The sequence below is a fragment of the Leptotrichia sp. oral taxon 847 genome (assembly GCF_001553645.1).
In the GTDB taxonomy this organism is placed as follows: Bacteria; Fusobacteriota; Fusobacteriia; order Fusobacteriales; family Leptotrichiaceae; genus Leptotrichia.
The window spans coordinates 839,359-864,837 of record NZ_CP014231.1 but is presented as its reverse complement, the minus strand read 5'-3'; the positions used below and the strand labels follow the sequence as shown (position 1 = coordinate 864,837).

Below are 25,479 nucleotides of genomic sequence, written 5' to 3'. Positions count from 1 at the left end.
ATGAGAAAAAATTTTACAGCATTAATAATTTTATTAATATTTTTATCAACAAATTTAATTTATGCAGCGAATCAGCAACTTTTGGGAATGTCGGTGAATACAAATACCAATATGGCGACAAATACGGTATTTAACAGAGTTTTAGGTGGAATAATGGGATTTCTTCCTTGGATTCAATGGATTGTTACAGCAGGGGGACTACTTATGTTTGCAATTTCAGTTTTTAACTTGTATAGGGGGCAGCAGTTAGATTTAGCAGAATTATTTAAAAATTTAGTAATTTATGGAATTATTATAGGTGGAACTTGGTTTGGTCCAAAACTTATTTCTGATATGTCAGGTGCGAGTGATTCTTCTCAAGCTCAATCTATAAATATATCTCAGATGTATATTAAATAGTAAAAAAATAAAGGCTTTCTTCATTTGAACTGAATCATTTATCTTGTTTATGTTCAAGATTTCTTACGCAGTTCATTTTAAGAAAGTCTTTTTAAATTTTTGTTCCAATTTGACTAATAGTTTTTATCACATTTTTTATTATTCCCATCAAAAGAAAAATTGCAACGATATATACAAATTTTCCACCAATTGAATAAATAAATTTTAAATATCCAACACATACTCCTATTAAAATAAATGTTAAATAATACTGAATTGAAGTTGAAATAAGAATTTTTGGGAGCATAAGTCCATAATTTTCCCTCAGTGGTTTAAATATTAAAAATATAAATGAAATTCCTGAAAAGATATAAAGTAAATGGACAGTTAAAATAAGTTGTAAAATATCGCTAAAAAATATAATAATTATAAAATACATAAAAATTTTTAATAAGATTAATATTATTGTAGCACCTAAATTACTTTTTAAAATCCATTCTAAAAATATAGTTCAAGTATCTTTTAAAGTATAAATTCGTTTTGGGATTTCTTCTAAAGTTTTCCAAAGAGTATCTAAATTTATTAAAGTATCGTTTTCAATAAATAAATTTTTCCCTTCAATTTGAAAGTTGAAAATATATTTTGGAATTTTTTTAAAGATTATAGGTTCAATGACATTTTCTAAAATATTAAGTCCATTTATCCAGTTTATAAGAATAAAAAATAAAAATCCAAAAAAAATTAATTCATTTACTAATTTTGCTATAACTTTGGATGGATTATTTTCGATTGAAATTAGAAAAATTTCGTAGAGAATATTTAAAATCATAAGAATAAAAACAATAAAAACAATATTTAAAATTACAATTTTCATTGAACTTTTTCCAAAAAAAATTACATTTTCAACATTTTTAGCAATTATACTGTTTCCGTAATTTATAATCATATTTCTTTCCTTTGCTTTTAATTTTTATTTTGAACATATTAAAAATTTTTTAATAGTGCAAAATGTACCTAATAAAAAAATTTTTAGGCACATTTTACAGCTTTTAGAAGTTAAATTAAAAATTAGAACAATGTTTCTATGAGAAATTATCTTGTAAATATTTGAGAGTTTTGTCTGTTATTATTCATATTTTTAATAGTATTTTCTTTAGTAGAAACTCTATTTTGCCACCCTTTTAAAAAAACTTTATTTTTTCCATGAGCGATGCTGTCGTAATATCTTCTTTGAGAATTATGGTATTCTTTTAGAAAGTTTTCAGGATTTGTTTTGTTTAGTGCTTCTAGTGTTTTTTCACCGAGCACACCATCCACCTTTAAGTTAGTACCATTAATTTTATTTAATGTTTCCTGAGCCTTTTTTACCCCATGATTACCCGCATTTACTGAAAAGTCACAAATGGAAAGAGCAATTTTATCATTTTTTACTTTATCTAATTGATTTTTTTTGTAATAATCTTTTTTGTAAATTTCTTTTGCAAAATCTAAGGATAAATTACGCATATCACCTCTATATCCATGATTTCTGGCTTCCTTTTCAGTAATTCCATATTTTGTTTTTCCACCGCTGTCATTTTTGTCGTTAGAGTATCCACCTTCGACTTTTAAAAGATATTTGAAGATTTCGTCAAAACGACGATCGCTATTTTGAACAGTTTTATGCTTTTCAGTTTTACTTACAACTTTATTTTTTACTGCAACATCTTCCAAAGAAATTCCACCTCTAAAATCTTTTCTAGCGTCGATGCTTCTTATTCTAATTCCTACTCCTGCTTTAGCTGGCGTGTCATTTTTTGATCCACCGCCACCAGATTCCATAATTTTTCCATCTCCCATATATACTGCCACGTGGCTAACTTTGTCCTTGCCGAAAAAGACTAAATCTCCAGGTTTTAATTCGGATTTTTTTAGTTTTTTTGACGTAAATTTGGATTGGTCAGCAGAAATTCTTGGAATCTTTAGTCCAGCATTTTTGTAAATACTTCGGGAAAAGCCAGAGCAGTCGTAATAATTGGGTCCTTGGCTTCCCCATACATATTTTGGTCTTGGTTTTCTGTCGTATATTTTTTGAGCGTTTTTTACTACATCCTTTCTCAATTCTTCAATTGATTTTTCTTTGTTTTCCATTTTTGAAGAAATTTCAAATTCTTTTTTTATGCTAGAATTTTTATTTTTATTTTTTTAGAGTTTTCTAAAATTTTTCCACTAATTGAGTCAAAAATACCCATTATAGCATTTAAATTGTTATTTTCATTTGCCATAAAAATCTCCCCCATTTTATATAAGTTAAAATAAATTAAATAAAATATATATTTTACATTTTTATTTTACAACAAAATATTAAAAAATGTCAAATTTTTGAAAAAGTTGAATAAACACTGATAATTAAATATGTTTCGTTCATTTTTTGATAAAAAAAATAATTGTTCAAAAAAAATAATTAAAAATTTTTAATTTTAATATTGAAATAAATTAAAAAATGTAGTAAAATTATTTTATATAAATTAAAATATAATTAAGAAAAGTGGTGAAGAGATGGAAATACTTACTTTATTTGTGATAATTTTAGAAATATTGTTCTTGTTTTTTATAATTTCAAAAGAAAACAATTTATATTTTAAAAAAATTTATGAAACAATGGGAAAAAATTTTGTAAAAAGAAGTAAACTTGAGATTGAGTTTAGAAATAAAAGATTTGATAAAAAGAGTTATATTATATTTTTTGCGATTTTTTTATTTTCACTATTTTTAGATACAAAAATGATAACAATAATTTTTATTAGTTTTATTATGTTTTTTCTTTTAAAATTACAAATTTCATACGAAAAATTTTCTAAGGTATTTATAAATTATAATCCAAATGTAAAAAAATACAATTTTTATTTGTTGTTTATTCTTTTTTTACAAGTAGCAACAATCATTTTGACATTTTTTATTTCAAGGTAGGTAACTTGTGAAAAAGAATATTAGATTTATTTATTTTTATACTTTAATTTTGTCTGAATATCAAAAAAGCAAAATTAATCTTTTGAGAAAAAATAATTTTTTTAAATTTGAAAGTTATAAAATCTTAAAAAATATAAAAATAAAAAATGCAAAAAAATATAAATTTATTGTCAAATATTTGGAAAAAAATTTGAATTGTAAGATTAATTTTAAAGAAAATAAATACCTAAAAGAGAAAATTTTTTTAGATTATGAAATTGGAAATATTGATTTTGAGGAAAAAGTTATTATAAATGTTGAATTTAGTAAAAATATTAAAAAAGAAAAAAGTGATTTTTTTGTTTATTCCAAAATATTTGTTGTTTTAATTATTTTTGAAAAAATAAAAAGAACTAAATATTTTATTTCGTTAAATAAAAAATTAAAAAATTTGTATTTAAAAATTGTTGTGGATGTGGTTTATTTGATTATTTTTTCTGGAAATTTAATTAATGAAAATATTGATTTTATTGAGGAAAAGGAATATTTGGATATTTTTTTGGAAAAGACAGAAGATTATTTTTTATTTATAAATTCAAACGATTTTTGCAATTTTGATAAAATTAATTTTAAAATTTTGAAAGAAGCGCAAAGTTATATAAATTTGTTTAAAAAGGCGGTAAATGACGGATGTTTCTTCTGCGATAAAAATTTTAAGTTTTATTTTAATAAGAAAAATATAGTAAAGATGGAAAAGATAAAAAAATTGCAAGAAAATATTGATTTGGAGAGAATAAATATTTAAAAAATTTTCTGTTAAAGTTTTGGGAAAGGGTTAACGTGAATGAAAAATAAATTGGAAATATTTATTGAAAATAAAGGTGAGGAGCTAAAAAAAATGATGAACGACAAAGAAATTGCAAATTTTCTTGAAAAAAATGAATTAGATGGAATTTACGACGATAATTTTTTGGAAAATAAAGCGTTAGTTATGAAATTTTCAGAAATTTTTATTTGTATGTATTTTCAAAATAAGGGAGAAAAAGTGGCTTTAAAGACAAAAATAAATAAATTGGAAAAAAGAATAAAAGAATTAAATCAAAAAAAATTGAAGGTGAAAAAATGAAATTTGCTGGAAATTTTTATTTAGAAAGTGAAAAAATACCTTTTTTATTTGTTGTTTTAGAATTTGGCGAAAAGAATATTTATCTTCAGTATGAAAATAAAATGTACGATTTGAGATATTTGATAAATAAAATTGAAAATAAGAGAATATTTTTTTTGATTAAATTGTATTATGAAAATAAAATTTTTGAATCTCACATAAAAAAAGTGATAGAAAGTTCTGAATATAAAAATAAGTTTTTTAAATTTTTTGAACTTGTGATAGAAATTGAATTTGTTAATTCAAATTTTCCTTTGATAATTTCAAAAATAATTGAAATTGAGCCAAATTTTGACAAGAAAGAAAATAACTTTTTAATTTATGCTATTTTAGCTAATAAAATTATTTTAAAATATAATGAGGAAATTAAAATTTTTTATAAAAAATCTAAAATTGAGTTAGGTTACTATAATTCAGATTTTAGTAGAATTTTAGGTTTACTTGGGACTTATGTTGAGCTTCAAAAAGGTTATAAAATATTAAAAATTTCAAATATCGTAGATATTAATTGTTTTATTTTAAAAAAAGAAAAAACTATAAAAAATTTTGAAAAAAATGGATTTTTTAGGAAAAGTAATAATAAAATTGTCGATAATTGGACTAAAGATATAGTGTTTAAAAAAGCACAAAAAAAATTTAACGGAATTTTGGAAGATAAAACCATCTACGATTTGCTAAATTTTTAAGAATATTTAATAGAGTGATGTTAAACTATATTTTTGAAAAAATAAAAAATTTTTATTTTGTGTTTTAAAAAAGTTAATTTTAAAAATATTTTTTTGAAATTTTGAAGTTTAATCGTTTGAAATTTTATTAAAAAAATTATTCTTAAAATTTTTACTTTATCTTGAAAAATAAGTTTTCTAAAAAAATAAAAGGTTTAAAGAAAGGAGAGTACGAATTTTTTAATATTTATCGTACAGAAAATTATGAAAAAAAGACAGATTTTTTCATCGCTTATGGATGAAATGGAAATTATGGGAGTTCCATTGCAAATTTTTAAAATAATAATGGGATTTACTGGGATACTTTATATTTTTACAAAGAACTTTATGGCGTTTGTAATAGCGGCTATTCTTATGGCAGTTTGTAGAATTATTTGCTTAGGCGATAATTATAAAATAAATTTATTGTTTAAGTATTTTATTGACGAAGATGAGCTGGATGCTTAAAATGAAAGAAATAAAAGGGGGAATAAAAAAATAATATGAAAAAAATAAAAAAATTTTTGTTAAAAATGTTGATTTTTTCTGTATTTGGAGTTTTTTTACAGGCAGAAGAAAATAAAGAAAACTTTTTGAGTCAAGAAAGTATTTCAAAAATGCAAATAAAAAAACTTATTTCTGGGAAACAAGACGCGATAAAACGGGTTGCGACTACTTTTGATTACTATCCTGACAGTATTTATGATATCTATGTTACGCCAGATTTTGTTACGATGATAAAATTTGACCCAGAAGAAGAGATTATCGCTGTAATCGGAGGAAATAATTCTAATTTTGAGATGGAGCAGGAATTTGGGGGAGAAGATAATTCTGTTTATTTATTTGTCAGACCTACGGATCTTGATATAACTTCAAATGTAAATGTGATGACAAATAAAAGAATTTATATGTTCAATTTGTATTCCACTCTAGAAATATTTAATCCATTTGTAAAATTCAACTATTTATCTTCTGAAAACAGTATGAAGGCAAAAGTTCCAGTTAAAAAAGATCTTAGCAAAAGTTCTATTTTAATGGATGTCAACAAAATGGATTCAAATTATACAATAACGAATAAAAATTTGCCTTTTGCGCCAACGCAAGTTTTTACCGATGGAGTAAAAACTGTCATAATTTTACCTGAAGAAATACAAGAAGCACCTGTAATAATGGTAAAAGGAATCAGCAGTAATGAGTTTGAAGTAGTTAATTTCGAGTATGAATTTAATAGAATAATCGTTCATAGAAAAATTAAGGAAGCAGTGCTTAAAATAGGAAAGAAACAGGTTAGAATAAAACATAAATAAAAGGGGAAATAAAATGTATAAAGATGATTTGGAAAAATATGAAAATGAAGATTTTGTGATTGATGAAGCTGATGAAGATGAATTGGAAGATGATATTGGGGATATTTCAGATTTTGAAGATGAGCCTAAAGAAAATAAAAAAGATGAAAAATTTAAGAAAAAATTGCCGATGTATGTCGCAATTGGAGGGTTTTTGATGGTTGTGGGACTTCTTGCAATTCCTGGAATAATAAAAAATTCAGCTAAAAAGAATAAAAATCAAAATGAAATGAGCCAAAATATGGAGCAACCAGTTTATGACGGTGAAGCTGATCCTGAAGAAGCACAAAATAAAAATCTTAATCTGGGAAATCAAAATGATGGTGTAGTAAATGCAAACGAGCCTTGTGATACGGTTAATTTGAATAATCCGAATAACATCAATAATCCTAACTGTGCAAATATTTTAAATAGTCAAAATTTGTCAAAAACTCAAAATGAAGGTAAAAATAAAGTTCAAGAAGGTCAGAGTCAACCGAATAAGAATTTTGAAACTCAAGACTCTGAAAAAAATGAGACGCAAAAAAAGACTGACAGAAATGCTTCATATAATGATAAAACTCAAGTTTACTCTTTTAGAAATATTCCTAAACCAGTAAAACCTGAATATCAACCAAGAAATATAACAAAACCATCGTCTGGGGCACTAAATTCATTGAGCAAAAATGGTAATTCTAGTGTTAATGTCGATAAAAGCGATAAAAATGATAAAAGTGTTGAGAAAAAAATAAGACCAAAAGCCAAAGCAAATGGAATAAATACTTTTTCACTACAGCAAGGAAGTTATATTCCAATTGTAACTTCAACAAGAATGAATAGCGATACTCCCAGTTATTTCATGGCTATAGTTTCTGAAAACGTCTATTCCAAAGATGGACATCACAAAATTTTAATTCCGATGGGAAGTAAAATAATTGGAAATTATTCCGCACTGAAAAATAATAACGATACAAGGATGCTTATGATGGTTGACAAAATTATTCTTCCAAATAATAAAACAATTGTTTTTGAAAAGTCAAATGTGATTGACTTAAAAGGAGAAATTGGCGCAAAGGGAAAGTTGAATACGAAGATGGCTCAAAGGCTTGGAAAATCATTACTTGCACTTTCATTTAGTGTGGCAGATTTGGTGTTGGATTACAGAAAAACTAGAATTGTGCGAAGATATCCGTCAAGATGGGATGAAATAATAACAGATCCTGTAAACACAGTAAAAGATTCGATGGAAACAATAGATAAGGCTTGGAATTCAGTAAAAAATCGGATTAAAATTCCAGTTGGGACTAAATTAAACGTTTTTACAGGAAATGAAATTGTTTTGGAAGAATATAAAAGAAGTTAATTAAAAAATTTGGAAAAGAGAAATTATGGAAAAAAATAATAAAAAAATTTTTAAAATAGAATATCAGATACTATTAATATTTTTTGGAATATGTAATTTTTGTTTTGCTGACACAAATTACAAAGGGTTTGAAAAAGTATTTAAAGAAGGAGCAAAAATTGGTGGTGGGAGTGTAATTGAAAGAATGGTAAATTCACTTTTTTATGGATTAATTGTTTTGTATCGGGGAATTTCATCAAAATTAAGTCAAATTTTAGGTTTTATTATTTTGGCGTTTATGATTATAAATATTTTAAAAATAATTTTGCAAAATGTGGGAAAAGTAGATTTGTATTCAATATTGAAAATGCTTCTTCCAAGTTTTATAAAAAATTTAATTATGGCTTTTGTTTTTATAACGCCAGTGAGTTACAAAATAAATCTTGGTTTTGAAAATACTTTTGGAAACAAAACAGTAAAAGGGACTTTATTAACTGAATTCACAGAAATATTTTTTTCTATGTCTTATAAATTGGGTTTAATAGTTTTTGGCTCCGAGAAATTTAGAAATATAACTCTGGGAAAGTTAGCCGATAATTTTATTTCAACACCGCTTAATTTGCTACAAAATGTACTAAAGTTTAAAACATTTTTTGCAATATTTATAAATATCGCCAAAATAATTTTATTAATTTTCTGCGTTTGGATTTGTGCAAAAATTATTTCAAAATATATTGTAATTATTTTTGAAACATTGGTGTTAATGATTTTTTCAACTTTTTATTTAATATTTTTTCTTTTGGAAAGTACATCACAAATTGCTCAAAAAGGATTAAATATAATAATTATACAAATAATCACAGTTTTTATGGGTGTTGCAATGATGGGAGTATCGTATCAATTATTAAATTTAATATCAGTTGGAAATAGTATACTTGGAATTTCTTCACTTGTGATAGCACTTATGTTAGCAGAGAAAACTATTGAAAATATAGATTTTATTGCGATGACTTTGACTAGTAGTTAAGCAGTAAATGAAAGCTAGTGATGAATTTTTAGAATTATATTAAAAAAATTTTTTGATACATAATTAAAATAGATGGATTGACACTATATTTTATTTGAAAAATGTAGAATGAAATGTTAAGAAAAAAATTATAAAAAATGAAAATGACTAAAAAATATTTTTTAAATAGAAATCTAAGAATAAGATGTTATAATTCTTAATAAAAGTTTTTGAAAGGTGAGAAAAATGAAAAAAATTATATTAACTATGTCTCTATTTTTGAGTGTATTTTTATTTTCTGAAACTACGAATGGAAATAATTTAAAACAAAGCATAAATAATGCTTTTTATGAATTCATGGATTTTCATACCAAAGCTGATAATGTAAGAAAAAATGTTATGGGAAATTCGTTGGAAGGTACAAATGAAATTTTGGGAACAAATGTTGATAAAACGAGAAAAGACAATTTGCAAAAAATAGCAAAAAGTCAAACTAATGCATCTTTATCAAATTCTTCTGATTATTTGGTAATTGCAAATTCAAAAATTACTTATAAAATAAAAAATACTGAAGTAAAAAATGGAGAGGCAGTTTTAAATGTATATATGAAAGTACCTGATTTGACAGCATATAATTCAGAACTTCAAAATTACATAGAGAAAAAAGTTTCTGAAAACAAGAAAGAAGTTCAAAAAATGAATGAAAAAAGATATCAAAGTTTTTTATTGGAAAAAATATCTGAGTTTTATTTAAATGTGGTAAAAAGAAATGATTTGAAATTTATGGAAAGTGACATTAAAGTATATGTAAAAAAGTACCCAAATAAATGGGGAGTAATACAAGATTATAAAATAAATAATGCGCTTTATAAATATTTAGGATTTGGTTTTGGTCCAGAGTTAATAAATTAAATAATATAAGTGGGACTGTTTCATAAATGAAGCAGTTCTTTTTTTATTTAAAAAAATTAATATTTAAAATCATAAATCTATATATTTTCAAAGATTTTTTTTGATAAAAAATTTTTTTTAAATTGACTTTTTTATTTTTTTCTCTAATATTCGTAATTTAGTATAATTAAAAAATTTGATAATTTTTATTTGATTAAATTTTTTTTAATTTTTAAAATCCTTCTTGAAAAACACAATATTTTGTGTTAATATTTAGATAAGACAACAATATGTAGTGTTTTTGAGGAATTTGAAAAGTGGGGAGAACATACGAAATAAAGGAGAGAAGATCGAGATGGGACTAGAATTAACACCGAATTTGAACAAAACAATTGAAAAAATAATAAATGTGGAAAAAAATGATACAAATAATGAAAATGCAAATATGTCTTCAATGACACCGGCGGGACAGATGATGAAATTTGCAAGTGAAGTTTCAAAAGTTTATGCACTTGAAAACCTTATATCTGAAAAATTTAGAAAAGCTCATGAAGATGGGATTATCCACATTCACGATTTGGACTTTTATCCAAGTAAAACGACAACTTGTCTTCAGTATGACCTAGAAGATATGTTTGAAAAAGGATTTGTTACAAAACATGGGTATATTCGTGAAGCGCAAAGTATTTTGACTTATGCGACTCTTGCAACGATTATTTTTCAAACAAATCAAAATGAACAGCATGGTGGTCAAGCAATTCCAGCGTTTGATTTTTATATGGCAAAGGGAGTATTAAAATCGTTTAGACAGTATTTAAAAAATAGAATTTTAAATTTTGTGGAAATTAAAAATGATGTTGAAATTACTGAAAAATATGAAAAAGATGCAAAAGCATTTTTGAAAAAAACAGTTGATTCGATAAAAACGACAGAAAAAGAAAATGAAGAAATATCAAAATATTTTAGTATTTCTATAAATGATTTGAAAAAGTTGTTAAAAAGTAGCTATAAAGATACAAAAAAAGAAACTTATCAAGCGATGGAAGGATTTTTACATAACTTAAATACGATGCATTCACGTGGCGGAAATCAAGTTGTCTTTTCTTCAATAAATTATGGAACTGATACTTCCTATGAAGGCAGAATGGTCATAAAAGAACTTTTAAGAGCAACTTCAAAAGGTCTTGGAAAAGGAGAAACTCCAATTTTTCCAATTCAGATTTTTAAAGTAAAAGAAGGTTTAAATTTTTCTGAAAATGATTATAATTTAGCACGAAGTAATTTTGAAAATCTTTTAGAAAGTGTAAAAAGCGACGAAAATATTTATGATGAAAGTAAAAAAAGTGTAAAATTTGAAACACCAAATTTTGATCTGTTGTTACTTGCTTGCGAAACTACCAGTCGCAGATTATTTCCTAATTTTGTATTTCTTGACGCAGAGTTCAATAGACACGAAAAATGGGATATGAATGATCCAAAAAAATACAGATATGAAATTGCAACAATGGGTTGTAGAACAAGAGTATTTGAAAATGTAAATGGTGAAAAGACAAGCCTTGGACGTGGAAATTTATCGTTTACAAGTATTAATTTTCCTAGACTTGCGATTGAAACTCGAAAAGATGTGGAAGAAAAAATTTTAGCAATGGAAAAAGAAAATAAATTTTCTAGTGAAAAAGAAAAAATAGATAAAAAAAATGAAATGTTAGTAAAAGAATTTCAAGAAAAAGTTTTGGATGCGTCAAGACTTGCTGGAGAACAATTATTAGAAAGATTTAAATTTCAAAAAACGGCTCTTAGTAAACAGTTTCCATTTATGAAGGGAAATAATTTGTGGAAAGGTTTGGGAGATAAAAAAGAAAATGATGAGGTAGGAGATGCGATAAATAGCGGTACACTTGCAATAGGTTTTGTGGGTGGTGCAAATGCGATGTATGCTTTATTTGACGTAGAACATGGAACGAGTGAATTGGCGTATAAGACACTTTACGATACAGTTGAAAAAATGGAAAAAGTGGCAAATGAATTTAAAGATAAATATCATTTGAATTACTCTGTATTAGCGTCTCCTGCGGAAAGTCTTGCGGGAAGATTTTTAAGAATGGATAGAGAAAAATTTGGCGTGATAAAAAATGTTACAGACAGAGATTATTATGTAAATTCGTTTCACATTGATGTAAAAAAAGAAATAAGTATTTTTGATAAAATACGAAAAGAAGCGCCTTTTCATAAACTTACAAAAGGTGGACATATTACTTATGTGGAATTGGACGGAGAAGCCAGAAAAAATATAAGTGTGATTTTAAAAATAGTAAAGGTTATGAAAGATAGTGGAATAGGTTATGGTTCAATCAATCACCCAGTTGACAGATGTAAAGATTGTGGAACTGAGGCAATAATTTATGACAGTTGTCCTGTTTGTGGAAGCCACAATATATCAAGAATCAGAAGAATAACTGGTTATCTGACAGGGGATCTTGAAAGTTGGAACAGTGCGAAAAAAGCTGAAGAAATGGACAGAGTAAAACACGGAATTTAATATGAAAAATGAGGATTTAAAAAAAGTTTTTTCGTTAAGACTTTTAAGAACTTTTAAGGAAACTATTGTCGATGGAGTTGGACTTCGCTATTCAATATATTTTTCAGGGTGCTCACACGCATGTCCAGGCTGCCACAACAAGTATTCTTGGAACCCTAATAACGGGACTAAATTAACCTATGAAATTTTGAATGAAATCGCAGATGAAATTAATCAAAATGAACTACTTGACGGAATTACAATAAGTGGTGGGGATCCGCTCTTTAATCCAAGAGATATGTTAGAAGTTTTAAAATTTTTGAAGGAAAAGACAAAAAAAAATATTTGGATGTATACTGGTTATACGTTGGAAGAAATAAAAAAAGACGATTTGAGGAAAAAATGCTTAAAATATGTCGATGTTTTGGTGGACGGAAAATTCGTCAAGGAGTTGTATGATCCAAAGATAAAATTTAGAGGAAGTAGCAACCAGAGAATTATAAAAAAAGAAGATTTTGGAATATAAAAAAATAGAGTTGTCAAAATGTGGCAGCTCTACATTTTTTTATTAATCATTATCTGATTCTGAATTTTCATCTTTTGGAAGAATAGTATCTAAATTTGAAAAAGTTGTGTTTATTTTTCCTAGTAAAACTTCTAAATTTTCACCTGTTAGAGCTATTTTTTCAGTATCAGAAGATTTTTTTACCATAAATTTTGTTGTATTTTTTGCTTTTGGCAAATCTTTATCTTCTAGAGTTTCTTTTAGTATTTCTTCAGAAGTTTTTTTAGGTGAGGTTTTTGAAAAAGTATTACTTGATATATTTTTAAAAAATTGTAAAAAGAACTTTTTGGTGTCAATATTTTCAACTTCAACAGTTACAATGCTCGTATCTTCACTTTGTTTTTCTGATTTTACAATTTTGTAGTTAATATTTTTTAGTAATGACTTGAATAATAGTTCTTGACTTTGATTATCATAAGTTTGTTTAAAGTTTTTTTCAAAATTTTCATCAGTGGTGTATTTTCCTGCTTCACTTGTTTTTCCGGCTTTTAAGTTATCAATAAATTTTGATACTGTTTTCTCTGAACTATTACCACAACTTGTCAAAAAAATAAAAAATAACATTCCCAATAATATTTTTTTCATACTTGACTCCTATCTATAAATTTTTTTATTATAATTATAATATTAATTTTACATTATTTATTTTAATAAGTCAATAGTTTTAAAATTTGAAATAAAAATTAATTATATTTTAAAAATTGACAATAGTTATAGTAATTGTGTATAATAAAGGTATTATGAATAAACTAGAAAAATTGGAAGATTTTTTGAGACACTCAATACTTTTTTTGTATTATAGTGAGCTTTTTTCTAAAAAGCAAAGAGAGTATTTGGAACTGTATTTTGAGGAAAATAGTTCTTTTTCAGAAATTGCAAAAAAATATGAGATTACACGGCAAGCCGTTTATGATAATATAAAGCGGGGGATAAAACAGCTTGATGAATATGAAGAAAAATTGAAAATATTTGAAAAGGAAAAGGAACTAAAAAATAAACTTTTGTTTTTGAAAAATAATTTTACATTGGAGAATTTGGAAAAAATAATTGAAGAATTTGATTATGATGAAAATTTAGAATAAAAATTAGGAGAGAGAAATGTTTAATAATTTGGGAGATAGATTTAAAGATATATTTAAAAAGGTCAGAGGACAGGGGAAATTGACAGAAAGTAATATGAAAGATGCTCTTCGGGAAGTTAGATTAGCTTTGCTGGAAGCGGATGTCAATTATGGTGTTGCTAAAAATTTTGTTTCAAGAATTCGTCAAAAAGCGCTGGGTGAAGAAGTAATTTCAGGAGTAAATCCGACACAGCAATTTGTAAAAATAGTAAATGATGAGCTTGTACAAGTGCTTGGTGGAACAAATGTTGCACTTAAAAAGGCTGAGAAAGGAATGACAGTCGTGATGCTGTGTGGGCTTCAGGGTGCTGGGAAAACGACATTTTCAGGAAAACTTGCAAAATTTTTAAAATCAAAGGGAGAAAAACCTTTTTTAATTGGAGCTGATGTGTATAGACCCGCAGCTAAAAAACAATTGAAAGTGTTGGCACAGCAGGTAAAAGTTGGATCTTTTACGATAGATGAGAGTACAGATGCGATAAATATAGTGAAAGAAGGAATAGAAGCGGCAAAGGAAGAAAATGCAACTTATGTGATAATTGATACAGCAGGTAGACTTCACATTGACGAAGAGTTGATGAAAGAGCTGCATGATATAAAAGATAATGTAAAACCTGATGAAATACTTCTTGTAGTTGACGGAATGACTGGACAAGATGCGGTAAATGTGGCAAAATCATTTAATGAAGAACTTGATATAACCGGAGTTGTGCTTACTAAATTGGATGGCGATACCCGTGGTGGTGCGGCTTTGTCGGTTAAAGAAGTTGCCGGAAAACCAATAAAATTTATAAGTGAAGGGGAAAAACTTGATGATGTTTCAGCGTTTCACCCTGATAGACTTGCCTCTCGTATTTTGGGGATGGGAGATGTCGTGTCGCTGGTTGAAAAAGCGCAGGAAGCAATTGATGAAAAAGAAGCTAAAAAGATGGAAGAAAAATTTAGAAAAAATCAGTTTGATTTTGAGGATTTTTTGAAACAGTTTAAAATGATTAGAAAAATGGGGTCGATTGCGGGAATTATGAAAATGATACCTGGAGTTGACACGAATATGATTGATATGGGAATGGCTGAAAAAGAGATGAAAAAAGTGGAAGCTATTATTTATTCGATGACAGTGCAGGAAAGAAGAAATCCAAAACTTTTAAAAGCCGGAACTAGAAAAGTTAGAATTGCCAAAGGCAGCGGAGTACAAGTAAATGATGTGAATAAACTAATAAAACAGTTTGAGCAGATGAAGCAAATGATGAAAATGTTTAACAGCGGAGCAATTCCAGGACTTGGAATGATGAAAGGCAGAAAGAGATAAATTTTTAAAAGATAAAAATTAAAGAAAAGAGATGAAAGAAATGGCAAAAGATATTTTGCATGAATTACAGAATGTATATTCATTAAAATCAAGGAAAAGCAAAATTATTTTAATAATACTTTGTTTTTTTACAGGAATTTTTTCAGGATTAATTGTTTCGTCATACACATTGTTACTAAATAAAATTTCCTTTTTTAGAAACGGGTATTTAACAAATTTGACAGTAACAAAAATTATTGTAGGACTAATAATTTTTATTTCAGTGGGAATAGTAATTCAGTTTATGTTTTCAAAATATCCGCTAATAGGTGGAAGCGGTATTCCACAAGTAAATGCATTTTTGAATAAAAAAATAAAGTTTAACTGGCTGCCGGAGCTATTTACCAAGTTTTTTGGTGGAGTTTTGGCGGTTGGAGCTGGAATGGCACTTGGTCGGGAAGGACCATCTGTACATCTGGGGGCGCTTATTGGTTCTGGAATTAAAAAGATTACAAAAAGAACTGAAACTGAAGAAAAATATCTTGTAACTTGTGGTGCCAGTGCGGGAATCGCTTCGACATTTAATGCGCCTCTTGCGGGAGTAATTTTTTCATTAGAAGAACTTCATAAGTTTTTTTCGCCGCTTTTATTGATTTGCGTATTAGTTGCCAGCGGGACTTCAAATTATGTTTCAAGAATGATTTTAGGACCTGAATCTTCGTTTCAATATAATTTTATGCTTCCAAAACATACTCCAATTTATATTATTGGAATTGTAACGCTTGTATTTTGTTTAATAATTACAATTTTGGGAAGAGGATTTTCATATTTTCTTTTGTTGTTTCAAAAAAAATTTAAAGACATAAAAATGAATAAATATTTAAAAATTTCGCTATTTATGGTGGTTGTCTACTTAGTGGCAATCTTTTTTAAAGAAATAACAGGCGGAGGACATGATTTAATTGAAAAAATGTTTTCTGCAAAAGTGGCTCTAAAATTTTTAGTTATGATTTTAGTAATGAAATTTTTTTATACAATGTTTTGCTATTCATCAGGATTTCCTGGCGGAATTTTTTTGCCGATGTTAGTGATAGGAGCTTTATCTGGAAAAGTTTACGGCGAAGTATTAAATCACTATTTTGAAATTCCAAATGAAATAATTGTACATTTTATGATACTTGGAATGGCGGCTTATTTTACAGCAGTTGTGAGAGCGCCAATTACAGGAATTACATTAATTTTGGAAATGACGGGAAATTTTTCTTATTTGTATATGCTTATCATCGTTTGTACAATAGTCTATATTTTTACTGAATTATTTAAAATGGAGCCAATATATGAAAGACTTTATTTAAACATGTTTGAAAAAGAGATTTCTCAAGCGAAAAAAGAAAAGGAAAAAATAAAAAAAGAGAAGAGAAAAAAGGAAAAAAGACTCGAAATATTGGAAAATTGGTGGAAGGAAAGATATAATAAAAACAAAAGAAATAATGAGGATAAAATTGTTACTTTGTTAATTCCTGTAGGAGTAAATTCGGAATTTGACGGTAAGTTAGTCAAAGAATTGAAGTTGCCAGAAAATATTTTGATTGTAAGTGTCAGAGCCGAAGGAGAAGATCATATAGCGAAAGGTAATACAAAAATTCAAAGTGGAAATCAGCTCGTCATGATTACAGATCACAAAACTGCTGTTAAATATGCAAGTGAATTAAAGGAGAGAGGACTGAAAGTTATTTAAAAAATAAATTTTAAGATGAGAGGACTTTTTAGAAAATAAAATTTTCAATTTTAGTCCTTTTATTTTTTATAAATTATTTTTTGCAAAAAATTTAAAATTTGGAGAAAAGTATGGAAAAAATAAAAATATTGGGTTTAGGACCTGGAAATCTTGATTATACATTGCCAATAGTTTTGAAAAAAATAGAAGAAAGTGATGTGATAATCGGCGGAAAAAGACATTTGGAAAGTTTAGGAAAGTATACTAAAAATAAAGAACATTTTTATATTTCAGCTGATTTGAGCAAAGTTATAGAATTTATCAATGAAAACAGAGATAAGAAAATATCTTTAGTAGTTTCTGGAGATACTGGTTTTTACAGCTTTTTAGCTTTTATAAAAAAACATTTTTGTGATAGTGAATTGGAAGTGGTTGCTGGAATTTCGTCACTACAATATATGTTTGCAAAAATTTCAGACTTTTGGAACGATGCTTATATTTCAAGTGTTCACGGCAAAAATTTTGATTATGTATCAAAATTGAGTGAATATGAAAAAATTGGATTGCTCACAGATTTTAGTAAAAATACGCCACAGAATATTGCAAAGAAATTGTTTGAAAACGGTTTTGAAAATGCAAAAATTTTTGTTGGCGAAAATCTTTCTTATGAAAATGAGAAAATCTATGAATTTAAAGTTAGCAAATTGAAAGATTATGAGAAAAAATTTGGAATGAATGTTGTGATTATAAAAAGATAAAAAATTATTAAAAAAAATTTTTTTAAATTTTGAAATATTTGCTTAAAGGATTTTGAAAAAATTAGAAATAAAAAAATAAAATTTAGAAAGAGATAAAAATGAAAAAACATAAAAATATAATGATTTTTGGGACGGGGTCAAATGTTGGAAAAAGTATAATTGCAACAGGACTTTGCAGAATTTTTTATCAAGATGGATATAGAGTTGCACCATTCAAATCACAAAATATGGCGCTAAATTCATTTATAACAAAATCTGGAAAAGAGATGGGAAGAGCACAAGTTGTACAGGCTGAAGCTTCTAAAATTGAACCGGAAGTTTTTATGAATCCGATTTTACTAAAACCGACGACGGATAAAAAATCGCAGGTTATCGTAAATGGGAAAGTTTATAAAAATATGGATGCGAGAGAATATTTTTCTTTTAAACATAATTTGAAAAAAGAGATTATGAAAGCATATGATTATGTTCGAGAAAACTATGATATTTGTGTATTGGAAGGTGCAGGAAGTCCTGCGGAAATTAATTTGAAAGAAGATGATATTGTAAATACTGGAATGGCTGAAATGGCAGATGCGCCTGTAATTTTGGTAGCGGACATTGATAGAGGTGGAGTTTTTGCCGCAATTTATGGAACGATAATGCTTTTGGAAGAAAGTGAGAGAGTCAGAATAAAAGGGGTTATCATCAATAAATTTCGTGGGGATAAATCGCTTCTCGCAAATGGGATTGAAATGATAGAAGATTTGACGGATGTACCTGTTTTGGGAGTGGTTCCGTATGTGAAATTGGGGATTGAAGAGGAGGACAGTCTTGGGATTGACAAATATAATGAGAAAAAAGATGCAAAAATAAAAATTTCTGTGATAAAATTAAAGCATATTTCAAATTTTACTGATATTGACGCACTTAGCCATTATAGTGATGTCTCACTAAAATATGTCAAAAGTGCAAATGAACTTGGAAATGAAGATGTTATTATTATTCCTGGCTCAAAAAATACAATTGAAGATATGAAAGATTTGGTTGAAAAAGATATGGCTCGAAAAATAATAAAACTTGCAAAATCAGGAACTGTCATTTTTGGAATTTGCGGAGGATTTCAAATCTTGGGACAAAAAATTACTGATTTGAATAACTTGGAAAGTAATTTAAAGGAGATTTCAGGACTAGGTATACTTCCGATAGAAACAGTTATAGAAACGGAAAAAATAACTACGCAATATGAAAATACATTAAAAAACGTAAGTGGAATTTTGAGCGGAATGGAAAATGTTAAAATAAATGGTTATGAAATTCATCAAGGTTATAGTTATTTGGAAAATGGCGATAATAGTAAAAATTTGAAAGAAATTCAAAAAAATTGTATTTTTGGAGAGAAAAAGTTAAAGGGAATGGTGCGAGAAAATGTGATTGGAACTTATGTTCACGGAATATTTGATAATTTTGAATTTACAAATAGTTTTTTGAATAAGATCAGACAAAATAAAGGTTTGGAATATGTAGATAAAAAATTTAGTTATTCTGAATATAAAGATAGAGAATATGATAAATTGGCAAAAGTTTTGCGGGAAAATATTGATATTGAAAAAATTTATGAGATAATTGAAAAAGAATAAAAAAACTATTTTTTTAGTTTGTTTTTATACGATTAGCTTTTCGATTGACAAAACTATAATATATGTTATAATAAAAAAGATACAGGTGTTTTTTAACTTAATAAGGAAATCGGTTAAAATCCGATACAGCCACCACTACTGTGAAATGGACGAAAGTGTATAGCCACTGAAAACGAAAAATTTATTTTAAAAAATTTTTTAATTTGTTGAAAAAATATGAAAAGTTTTAAAATAAAAAAATTTTTTGGGAAGGATACGAGTAGGAAGAAGTTAGTCAGGAGACTTGCCTGTAATCTTTGCAATATAAAATTTTCTGGGAAGGGAGAAAATAATATGCATAAAAAAATGAACTGTGGTTTTATCACAGAATTTTTAAGTATGTTAAGTTCAGCTTTTTCAGCTGATTTTTTATTTTAGAAAAATTAAAAAAATTTGAGAGGAAGTGGAAAAGATGAAGAAGTTGAAATTATTAATTTTGATGGCTTTTTTAGTAATTGGTGTAAATAGTTTTTCTATGCACATCATGGAAGGATTTTTGCCTGTAAAGTGGGCGGCATTTTGGTTTGTCTTATGTTTGCCGTTTTGGTTCTTGGGAATAAAAAAATTGAAAAAATTGTCTGGTGAAGATATGGAGAAAAAAATGATTTTAGCACTTGCGGGAGCATTTATCTTTGTTCTTTCGGCGCTAAAAATACCGTCTGTTACAGGAAGTTCATCGCATCCGACAGGAGTGGGATTAGCTTCTATATTATATGGACCCTTTGTAACTTCAATACTGGGGACAATAGTTCTTATATTTCAAGCGGGACTTTTGGCGCACGGAGGATTTACAACGCTTGGAGCAAATAGTTTTTCAATGGCAATAACAGGGCCTTTAGTATCTTTTGGGATTTATAAATTGCTTTATAAAAAAAATAAAGCGATGGCGGTGTTTTTGGCAGCGGCTCTGGGGGATTTGGCAACATATGTAGTAACTTCACTTCAACTGGCACTAGCAAATCCTTCGGCAACTGGAGGAGTGTTGGAATCATTTTTAAAGTTTGCGGCAATCTTTGCGGTAACTCAAGTTCCTTTGGCGATTATTGAAGGGTTGCTAACAAATATTATAGTAAATATATTGGATAAATATAATGACAAAAAAGGAAGAGAAGAGGTGTAATTACATTGAAAAAAGAAAAAAAAGATAATATTTTCAAAAAAAATATACTACTACTGCTATTGATTGTAGCGATAGGAATATTTCCTTTGCTATTTATAAAAGGAGCAGAATTTGGCGGGTCTGATGACAAAGGGGAAGAATTGATTCAAAAAATTAATCCAAATTACAAACCTTGGGCAAAAAATCTTTTTGAGTTGCCGGGAGGAGAAGTTGAAAGTCTTTTGTTTGCGCTACAGGCGGCATTTGGGGCAGGAGTGGTCTGTTATGTATTGGGATATTTAAAAGGTCGTAAAAAGGGAAGAGAAGAAAATGCTAATAGATAAAATTTCATACAGAAGTTTACTAAAGGAGATAAATCCTGCGATAAAAATATTTTTTATGGTAGTAACTTTAACATTTTTAATTGTTACTAATAAAAAAGAAGTTTTTCTATTTAATTTTATTTTATTTAATGCAATTATGATAGTTTTTGTAAAAGTAAAAATAAAAGAATTATTTTATTTATATATCGTTCCAGCGTTTTTTATTTTTACAACAGCACTTTCGCTTTTATGGATAAAAAAAGATGTAATGACATTTTTATTTCGCTCTTTTTCTTCAATTTGTGTAGTTTATGCTCTAATTTGTTCGACACCGATTTCAGATTTTGACTATGTTTTTGAGAAATTAAAATTTCCAAAAATTTTTCGAGAATTGTTTTTATTAATTTATAAATTTATTTTTGTACTTTTTGATGTGAAAGAGAAGTTATTAAATGCACAAAATTCGAGATTGGGGTATGTAAATTACAAAAGTAGCCTAAAATCTTTTTCAATGTTAGTTGCATCAATATTCAGAAAGACAGCTTATTACAATGAAAATTCAGTAAAAGCTGTAAATTCAAGGTTGGGGAAAAATTTTATCTTTGTTCATAAAAAATATAAAAAAGTTGGAAAAGAAATTTTTTTCGTAATTTTTGTATGTTTAATAAATTTAGTTATGGTGGTAGTATAATGTTAAAATTAGAAAATATTTGCTTTTCGTATGAAAAACAAAATAAGATTTTAAAAAATATCTCTCTTGATATAAAAAAAGGGAAAAAAACAATATTTCTTGGAGAAAACGGTTCAGGAAAATCAACGCTATTTTTTTTGCTAAATGGATTGTTAAAGCCAGATAGTGGCGAAATATATTTTAATGGGGAAAAATTAAAGTATAAAAAGAAAGATTTGGAAAATTTGAGAAAAAAAGTTGGAATTGTATTTCAAGATCCCGAAGTTCAGATTTTTGCGCCGACAGTTTATCAGGAGATAGCTTATGGGTTGCAAAATCTGGGTTATTCAAATGAAAAAATTGAGGAAAAAATAAGTGAGATAAGCGCTGAGCTAAATATGAAAAAACTTTTAGAAAAACCATGTCATCATTTGAGTTACGGACAGAAAAAAAGAGTTACGATAGCTTCAATTTTAGCGATGGAGCCAGAAATTTTAGTGTTGGATGAGCCGACGGCATGGCTTGATTTCAAAAATATAAAAAAAACATTGGAAATGATAAAAAATTTGTGTAAAAGAGGAAAGACGCTTGTGATTTCTACGCACGACATAGATTTTGCGTACGAAGTTGCGGATTATATTTATATTTTAAATGAAGGACAAATTGTGAAGCAAGGAACTCGTTACGAGATTTTTGATGATTTTAATTTTTTGAAAAAATTGAATTTGGATGTACCAAAAATATTGAAAGTAAAAGAATTTTTGAAACAGAAAAATATTGATATTTTGGAATATTATGAGTTTTTGGAAAAGAAATTTAAATAAATATTTCGCAAATAAATAAATTCTTGAATTTTTGCTAAAAGAAAATATGGTATAATATTATTAATAAATAATTTTATATAAAAAGTGAGTGATAATGATGAAGATGAAAAAAATTAAAATTTCAAGAATTTTTTTTCTTTTTTTGATTTTTCCCATCTTTCTTTTTGGCGAGAGCATAAAAAATTATGATGTTTTCATAACAATTCAAAAAGATGGGATTTTGAATATTTCAGAAAATATAAATTACAACTTTGATGGAAGGCAAAAGCACGGGATTTATAGAAAAATACCTTTGAAGTTTGGTTCAGAAGTTGAGGTTTTTAATGTTTTAAAAAATGGTAAAAAAGAAAATTTTGATATTTTTGATGAAGCGAAATATAAAATAGTAAAAATAGGAAAACAAGATGTTTTGCTTGAAAATGGAATTTACAATTATCAAATTGATTATAAAATGAAAAAAGCGATAACAGAATATGGAAATCAATATGAAATATATTTTAATGGAATTGGTCAAGAGTGGGGCGTTCCAATTGAAAAAGCAAATATTGTTATTAAAATGGAAGATGGAAAATTGTATGAAAATAGTGAAAATTCTAATTTTGAAGTTTATACTGGAAAAAAAGGGGAACGGAATCAAAATTTTGAGGCAAGAATGGAAAATGGGAAAATTTTTATTTCAAATTTGACAAGATTGAATGAAAATGAAGGAATTAGTTTTATTATTCATTTGGATAAAAATAAATTTGGTAAAAATATTTTAAATCAAACAAATAGCGAAGCTCAAAGAAGTTTTGGAAAAGAAAGAAATGATTTTAAAAATTTAGCTTTAAGAGGAATTTCTTTAGTGATAGGATTTATAATTTTGATGGCTTTGAGTGTCTATGTGTGGGTTTATTATTTGAAAGCAAAAAATACAAAATATTTTGACGAAGAATTATCTCCAGTTGAAGTTGCTTATCTTTCTGGAAATGATGATTTGAAAAAATTGACAGAAGTCGCCATCTTGTCGTTGTTAAAAAAGAAATGTATTTCAATTAAAGAAAAAACAATGAAAATGATTTTTATCAGTGAAAAAGATGAATTGCCAGAAGAAGAGAAAATTATTTTGGAAGCTATAAGAAATAATTATCAAAAAGAAGATAAATTTTATGAAAAAAGTTTAGAAATGAAAAAAATGTTGGAGAAAAAATATCGAAATTTAAAAAAAGATTCTAAAAAATATTATTTTCCATTTTTTTTAGGAGTGATAATTTTAAGTATTTTGTTTTTTACAACAGCATTTGAAAATTTAAGCATATATATTGGCTTTTTTATATTTTTTGCTACAAGTTATTTTATTTTTTTAGACGAACTTTCATATTTTAGAATAATACCGATTTTTTTTATAGGAATTTTATTATTTAACGATATTTCAAAAAATATTTTATATATTTTGGAAATTATTTATTTTTGGGGACTATTTGAAATTTTTAACTATATTTTTAAAAATAATTCTTCGATAAAAAAATGGATAGATGAGTTAAAAAAATATATAGAAGATAAAATTTTTAAAAATAGTTGGAAAATGGATAGATTTGAGAGAAGAAGAATTTATGATATTATTTTACCTTATTCAGTAGCACTGCGTCAAAATCGAAGAGTTTCACAGTGTTTTATAAAAGAATTTGGAGAAGAAGAATATAAAAATCAAAATGTAAATTTTTTCTCAAATAATTTAGTCATTAATGAAGTTCAGAAAACTTTTAATGCCGTAAGGGCAAAATGGGGGAAAATTGCCAGTAAAAATAAAAGATTTGGCTCTGGCAGAAGTTTTGGCGGAAGTTCAGGTGGCGGCTTTGGCGGCGGTGGAGGCGGAAGCTGGTAAAATTATAAAAACAAAAATTAAAAAATACGGAGGAAATAATGTATCACATAAAAGATAAGGAATTTATCAGAGGAAAAGTGCCAATGACAAAAGAAGAAGTTAGAGCGATTAGCATAGCAAAAATGGAAATTTCAGATGGAGATATTTGCCTTGACATCGGTGGCGGAACTGGCTCTGTGAGCATGGAAATGGCAAGATTTGCTAAAAATGGGCATGTTTACACGATTGAGCAAAAAGAGGAAGCCGTTGATTTAATAAAACAAAATATGGAAAAATTTGAGATAAAAAATATGACTGTAATTTCTGGAAAAGCACCAGAAGATTTACCACAAGGAATAACTTTTGATAAAGTGTTTATCGGTGGTTCAGGTGGAAATTTATCAGAAATTATCAATTATTCTTATGAAAATTTAAAAGAAGGCGGAATAATCGCTTTGAACTTTATCGTTTTAGAAAACACATTTGAAGCACTTGAATGCTTGAAAAAATCGAAGTTTGAGGATATTGATATTTCTCAAATAATTGTGGCAAAAAATAGAAAAGTAAAGGATTTTAACATGATGATGTCAGAAAATCCGATTTATGTGATTTCTGCGAGAAAATAATATATAAAAAAATATTAAAAGGTAGTTTTTTATGAAATAGTCCAAGAACACTCGCAACTTTAGTTGTGAGATGAATTGCACGAAAATTTAGTAAGCATATGGAAAAAGACAGAGTAAAATAGTTAGGGGTAAATAAAAAATCTTATTTTAAGTTTTTCATTCAATCCAGAAAGTTACTAAAATATTTTTTTATTTTTTAAGCAGAAGTGCTCATCGCCGCACCCCTGCACCCCGGCTAGTCTTCGACATTTTTATGCACTGCCAAAAAACTCGCACTAATCGTGCTCAAACAGTTTTGTCAGCACATAAAAATGCTCCGACGGTTTAAATTTTACTACCATAGAAAAAGTGTCGTGATTTTTTTGGAGTAAAGACGACTGTTTGAGCACGTTTAGTGCGAGTTTCGGCTTTGCTTCAAAAAAATGCTTAGACGAGCGTGGGGATTATAAGGGGAAATGGCGGTCCTTTCCCCTTATGTAAAAAAATAAAAAACTATACTAAATTAAAATAACATCTTGTAATCAAAAATAAGTTAAAAAATTTGAAATTAAAAAATCTGCCCCTAAAATTTTTAAACCATCAATTTTTAAGATATTAATTGTTTTTTTCTTATTTTATGGTATAATTAAATGAATGAATAAATTGTAATAATTATAAAAATATAAATATTTAAATTTAAAAAAAGAAAGGAGGCGCTACTTTTTAGAGTAATTTGACAAATATATGAAAA

At 26.9% G+C, this 25,479-nt stretch carries 27 protein-coding genes and 1 riboswitch; of the genes, 23 read left to right on the top strand and 4 right to left on the bottom strand.

What is annotated here, in order from left to right; translation table 11 throughout:
- Positions 1-399 carry a hypothetical protein gene (locus AXF11_RS03925; RefSeq protein ID WP_068155122.1) on the top strand — a complete coding sequence of 133 codons (399 nt, stop codon included), beginning with the start codon at positions 1-3 and terminating at the stop codon, positions 397-399.
- A gap of 91 nt (positions 400-490) precedes the next feature.
- On the opposite strand, the gene AXF11_RS10570 is transcribed toward AXF11_RS03925, so the two are convergent.
- From AXF11_RS10570 to AXF11_RS10410, 3 genes are all read right to left on the bottom strand, one after another.
- Positions 491-685 carry a hypothetical protein gene (locus AXF11_RS10570; protein WP_156440379.1) on the bottom strand — a complete coding sequence of 65 codons (195 nt, stop codon included), beginning with the start codon at positions 683-685 and terminating at the stop codon, positions 491-493.
- 204 nt (positions 686-889) lie between these two features.
- Positions 890-1,324: a hypothetical protein gene (locus tag AXF11_RS03915; protein WP_068155117.1), complete on the bottom strand. Its 435-nt coding sequence runs from the start codon at positions 1,322-1,324 to the stop codon at positions 890-892.
- 146 nt (positions 1,325-1,470) lie between these two features.
- Complete coding sequence (locus AXF11_RS10410) at positions 1,471-2,508, bottom strand: glycosyl hydrolase 108 family protein (protein ID WP_082729377.1); 1,038 nt, start codon at positions 2,506-2,508, stop codon at positions 1,471-1,473.
- A gap of 408 nt (positions 2,509-2,916) precedes the next feature.
- On the opposite strand from AXF11_RS10410, the gene AXF11_RS03905 reads away from it, so the two are divergent.
- From AXF11_RS03905 to nrdG, 11 genes are all read left to right on the top strand, one after another.
- Positions 2,917-3,327, top strand: coding sequence for a hypothetical protein (locus AXF11_RS03905; RefSeq protein ID WP_068155115.1), 411 nt, complete (start codon positions 2,917-2,919; stop codon positions 3,325-3,327).
- Positions 3,328-3,334: 7 nt separating this feature from the next.
- Positions 3,335-4,111, top strand: a complete 777-nt coding sequence (locus AXF11_RS03900; RefSeq protein WP_068155114.1) for a hypothetical protein — start codon at positions 3,335-3,337, stop codon at positions 4,109-4,111.
- 39 nt (positions 4,112-4,150) lie between these two features.
- Positions 4,151-4,432 (top strand): hypothetical protein, encoded by a 282-nt coding sequence (locus AXF11_RS03895; RefSeq protein ID WP_068155113.1) that lies wholly within the window; start codon positions 4,151-4,153, stop codon positions 4,430-4,432.
- The gene (locus AXF11_RS03890; RefSeq protein WP_068155110.1) at positions 4,429-5,157 is read left to right on the top strand and encodes a hypothetical protein; all 729 of its coding nucleotides are present in this window, start codon (positions 4,429-4,431) and stop codon (positions 5,155-5,157) included. Before AXF11_RS03895 ends, AXF11_RS03890 begins: the two co-directional genes overlap by 4 nt.
- Positions 5,158-5,400: 243 nt before the next feature.
- Positions 5,401-5,643 carry a VirB3 family type IV secretion system protein gene (locus AXF11_RS03885; protein WP_068155109.1) on the top strand — a complete coding sequence of 81 codons (243 nt, stop codon included), beginning with the start codon at positions 5,401-5,403 and terminating at the stop codon, positions 5,641-5,643.
- A gap of 35 nt (positions 5,644-5,678) precedes the next feature.
- Positions 5,679-6,482 carry a TrbG/VirB9 family P-type conjugative transfer protein gene (locus AXF11_RS03880; protein WP_068155107.1) on the top strand — a complete coding sequence of 268 codons (804 nt, stop codon included), beginning with the start codon at positions 5,679-5,681 and terminating at the stop codon, positions 6,480-6,482.
- 13 nt (positions 6,483-6,495) lie between these two features.
- A complete protein-coding gene (locus AXF11_RS03875) occupies positions 6,496-7,863 on the top strand; it encodes a TrbI/VirB10 family protein (protein ID WP_068155104.1) in 1,368 nt (455 codons plus the stop codon).
- A 25-nt stretch (positions 7,864-7,888) separates the two neighbouring features.
- Entirely contained in the window at positions 7,889-8,869 is a 981-nt protein-coding gene (locus tag AXF11_RS03870) for a hypothetical protein (protein WP_068155102.1), read from the top strand.
- Between the two features lie 225 nt (positions 8,870-9,094).
- Positions 9,095-9,760: a hypothetical protein gene (locus AXF11_RS03865; protein ID WP_068155100.1), complete on the top strand. Its 666-nt coding sequence runs from the start codon at positions 9,095-9,097 to the stop codon at positions 9,758-9,760.
- 334 nt (positions 9,761-10,094) lie between these two features.
- Positions 10,095-12,278 carry an anaerobic ribonucleoside triphosphate reductase gene (locus AXF11_RS03860; RefSeq protein WP_068155098.1) on the top strand — a complete coding sequence of 728 codons (2,184 nt, stop codon included), beginning with the start codon at positions 10,095-10,097 and terminating at the stop codon, positions 12,276-12,278.
- A 1-nt stretch (position 12,279) separates the two neighbouring features.
- Complete coding sequence (gene nrdG, locus AXF11_RS03855) at positions 12,280-12,783, top strand: anaerobic ribonucleoside-triphosphate reductase activating protein (RefSeq protein WP_068155096.1); 504 nt, start codon at positions 12,280-12,282, stop codon at positions 12,781-12,783.
- A gap of 42 nt (positions 12,784-12,825) precedes the next feature.
- Here nrdG and AXF11_RS03850 read toward each other — a convergent pair whose 3' ends face one another.
- Positions 12,826-13,407 (bottom strand): hypothetical protein, encoded by a 582-nt coding sequence (locus tag AXF11_RS03850; RefSeq protein ID WP_068155094.1) that lies wholly within the window; start codon positions 13,405-13,407, stop codon positions 12,826-12,828.
- Between the two features lie 155 nt (positions 13,408-13,562).
- On the opposite strand from AXF11_RS03850, the gene ylxM reads away from it, so the two are divergent.
- From ylxM to cbiT, 11 genes are all read left to right on the top strand, one after another.
- Positions 13,563-13,904 (top strand): YlxM family DNA-binding protein, encoded by a 342-nt coding sequence (ylxM, locus tag AXF11_RS03845; RefSeq protein ID WP_068155092.1) that lies wholly within the window; start codon positions 13,563-13,565, stop codon positions 13,902-13,904.
- 16 nt (positions 13,905-13,920) lie between these two features.
- Positions 13,921-15,252: a signal recognition particle protein gene (ffh, locus tag AXF11_RS03840; RefSeq protein WP_068155090.1), complete on the top strand. Its 1,332-nt coding sequence runs from the start codon at positions 13,921-13,923 to the stop codon at positions 15,250-15,252.
- A 40-nt stretch (positions 15,253-15,292) separates the two neighbouring features.
- Positions 15,293-16,969: a ClC family H(+)/Cl(-) exchange transporter gene (locus AXF11_RS03835; RefSeq protein WP_068155088.1), complete on the top strand. Its 1,677-nt coding sequence runs from the start codon at positions 15,293-15,295 to the stop codon at positions 16,967-16,969.
- A gap of 110 nt (positions 16,970-17,079) precedes the next feature.
- A complete protein-coding gene (gene cbiE / locus AXF11_RS03830) occupies positions 17,080-17,706 on the top strand; it encodes a precorrin-6y C5,15-methyltransferase (decarboxylating) subunit CbiE (RefSeq protein ID WP_068155086.1) in 627 nt (208 codons plus the stop codon).
- Positions 17,707-17,804: 98 nt separating this feature from the next.
- A complete protein-coding gene (locus AXF11_RS03825) occupies positions 17,805-19,325 on the top strand; it encodes a cobyric acid synthase (RefSeq protein ID WP_068155084.1) in 1,521 nt (506 codons plus the stop codon).
- Between the two features lie 66 nt (positions 19,326-19,391).
- Positions 19,392-19,630: riboswitch (cobalamin riboswitch) on the top strand.
- 146 nt (positions 19,631-19,776) lie between these two features.
- The gene (locus tag AXF11_RS03820) at positions 19,777-20,484 is read left to right on the top strand and encodes an energy-coupling factor ABC transporter permease (protein ID WP_082729376.1); all 708 of its coding nucleotides are present in this window, start codon (positions 19,777-19,779) and stop codon (positions 20,482-20,484) included.
- A 5-nt stretch (positions 20,485-20,489) separates the two neighbouring features.
- On the top strand, positions 20,490-20,807 hold the full coding sequence (locus tag AXF11_RS03815; protein WP_068155080.1) for an energy-coupling factor ABC transporter substrate-binding protein: 318 nt from the start codon (positions 20,490-20,492) through the stop codon (positions 20,805-20,807).
- A complete protein-coding gene (locus AXF11_RS03810) occupies positions 20,794-21,477 on the top strand; it encodes a CbiQ family ECF transporter T component (protein ID WP_068155078.1) in 684 nt (227 codons plus the stop codon). Before AXF11_RS03815 ends, AXF11_RS03810 begins: the two co-directional genes overlap by 14 nt.
- Positions 21,477-22,280 (top strand): energy-coupling factor ABC transporter ATP-binding protein, encoded by an 804-nt coding sequence (locus AXF11_RS03805; RefSeq protein ID WP_068155076.1) that lies wholly within the window; start codon positions 21,477-21,479, stop codon positions 22,278-22,280. Before AXF11_RS03810 ends, AXF11_RS03805 begins: the two co-directional genes overlap by 1 nt.
- A gap of 94 nt (positions 22,281-22,374) precedes the next feature.
- Entirely contained in the window at positions 22,375-24,144 is a 1,770-nt protein-coding gene (locus AXF11_RS03800; protein WP_068155075.1) for a DUF2207 domain-containing protein, read from the top strand.
- A 38-nt stretch (positions 24,145-24,182) separates the two neighbouring features.
- The gene (gene cbiT / locus AXF11_RS03795; protein ID WP_060918538.1) at positions 24,183-24,749 is read left to right on the top strand and encodes a precorrin-6Y C5,15-methyltransferase (decarboxylating) subunit CbiT; all 567 of its coding nucleotides are present in this window, start codon (positions 24,183-24,185) and stop codon (positions 24,747-24,749) included.
- Positions 24,750-25,479: the final 730 nt, after the last annotated feature.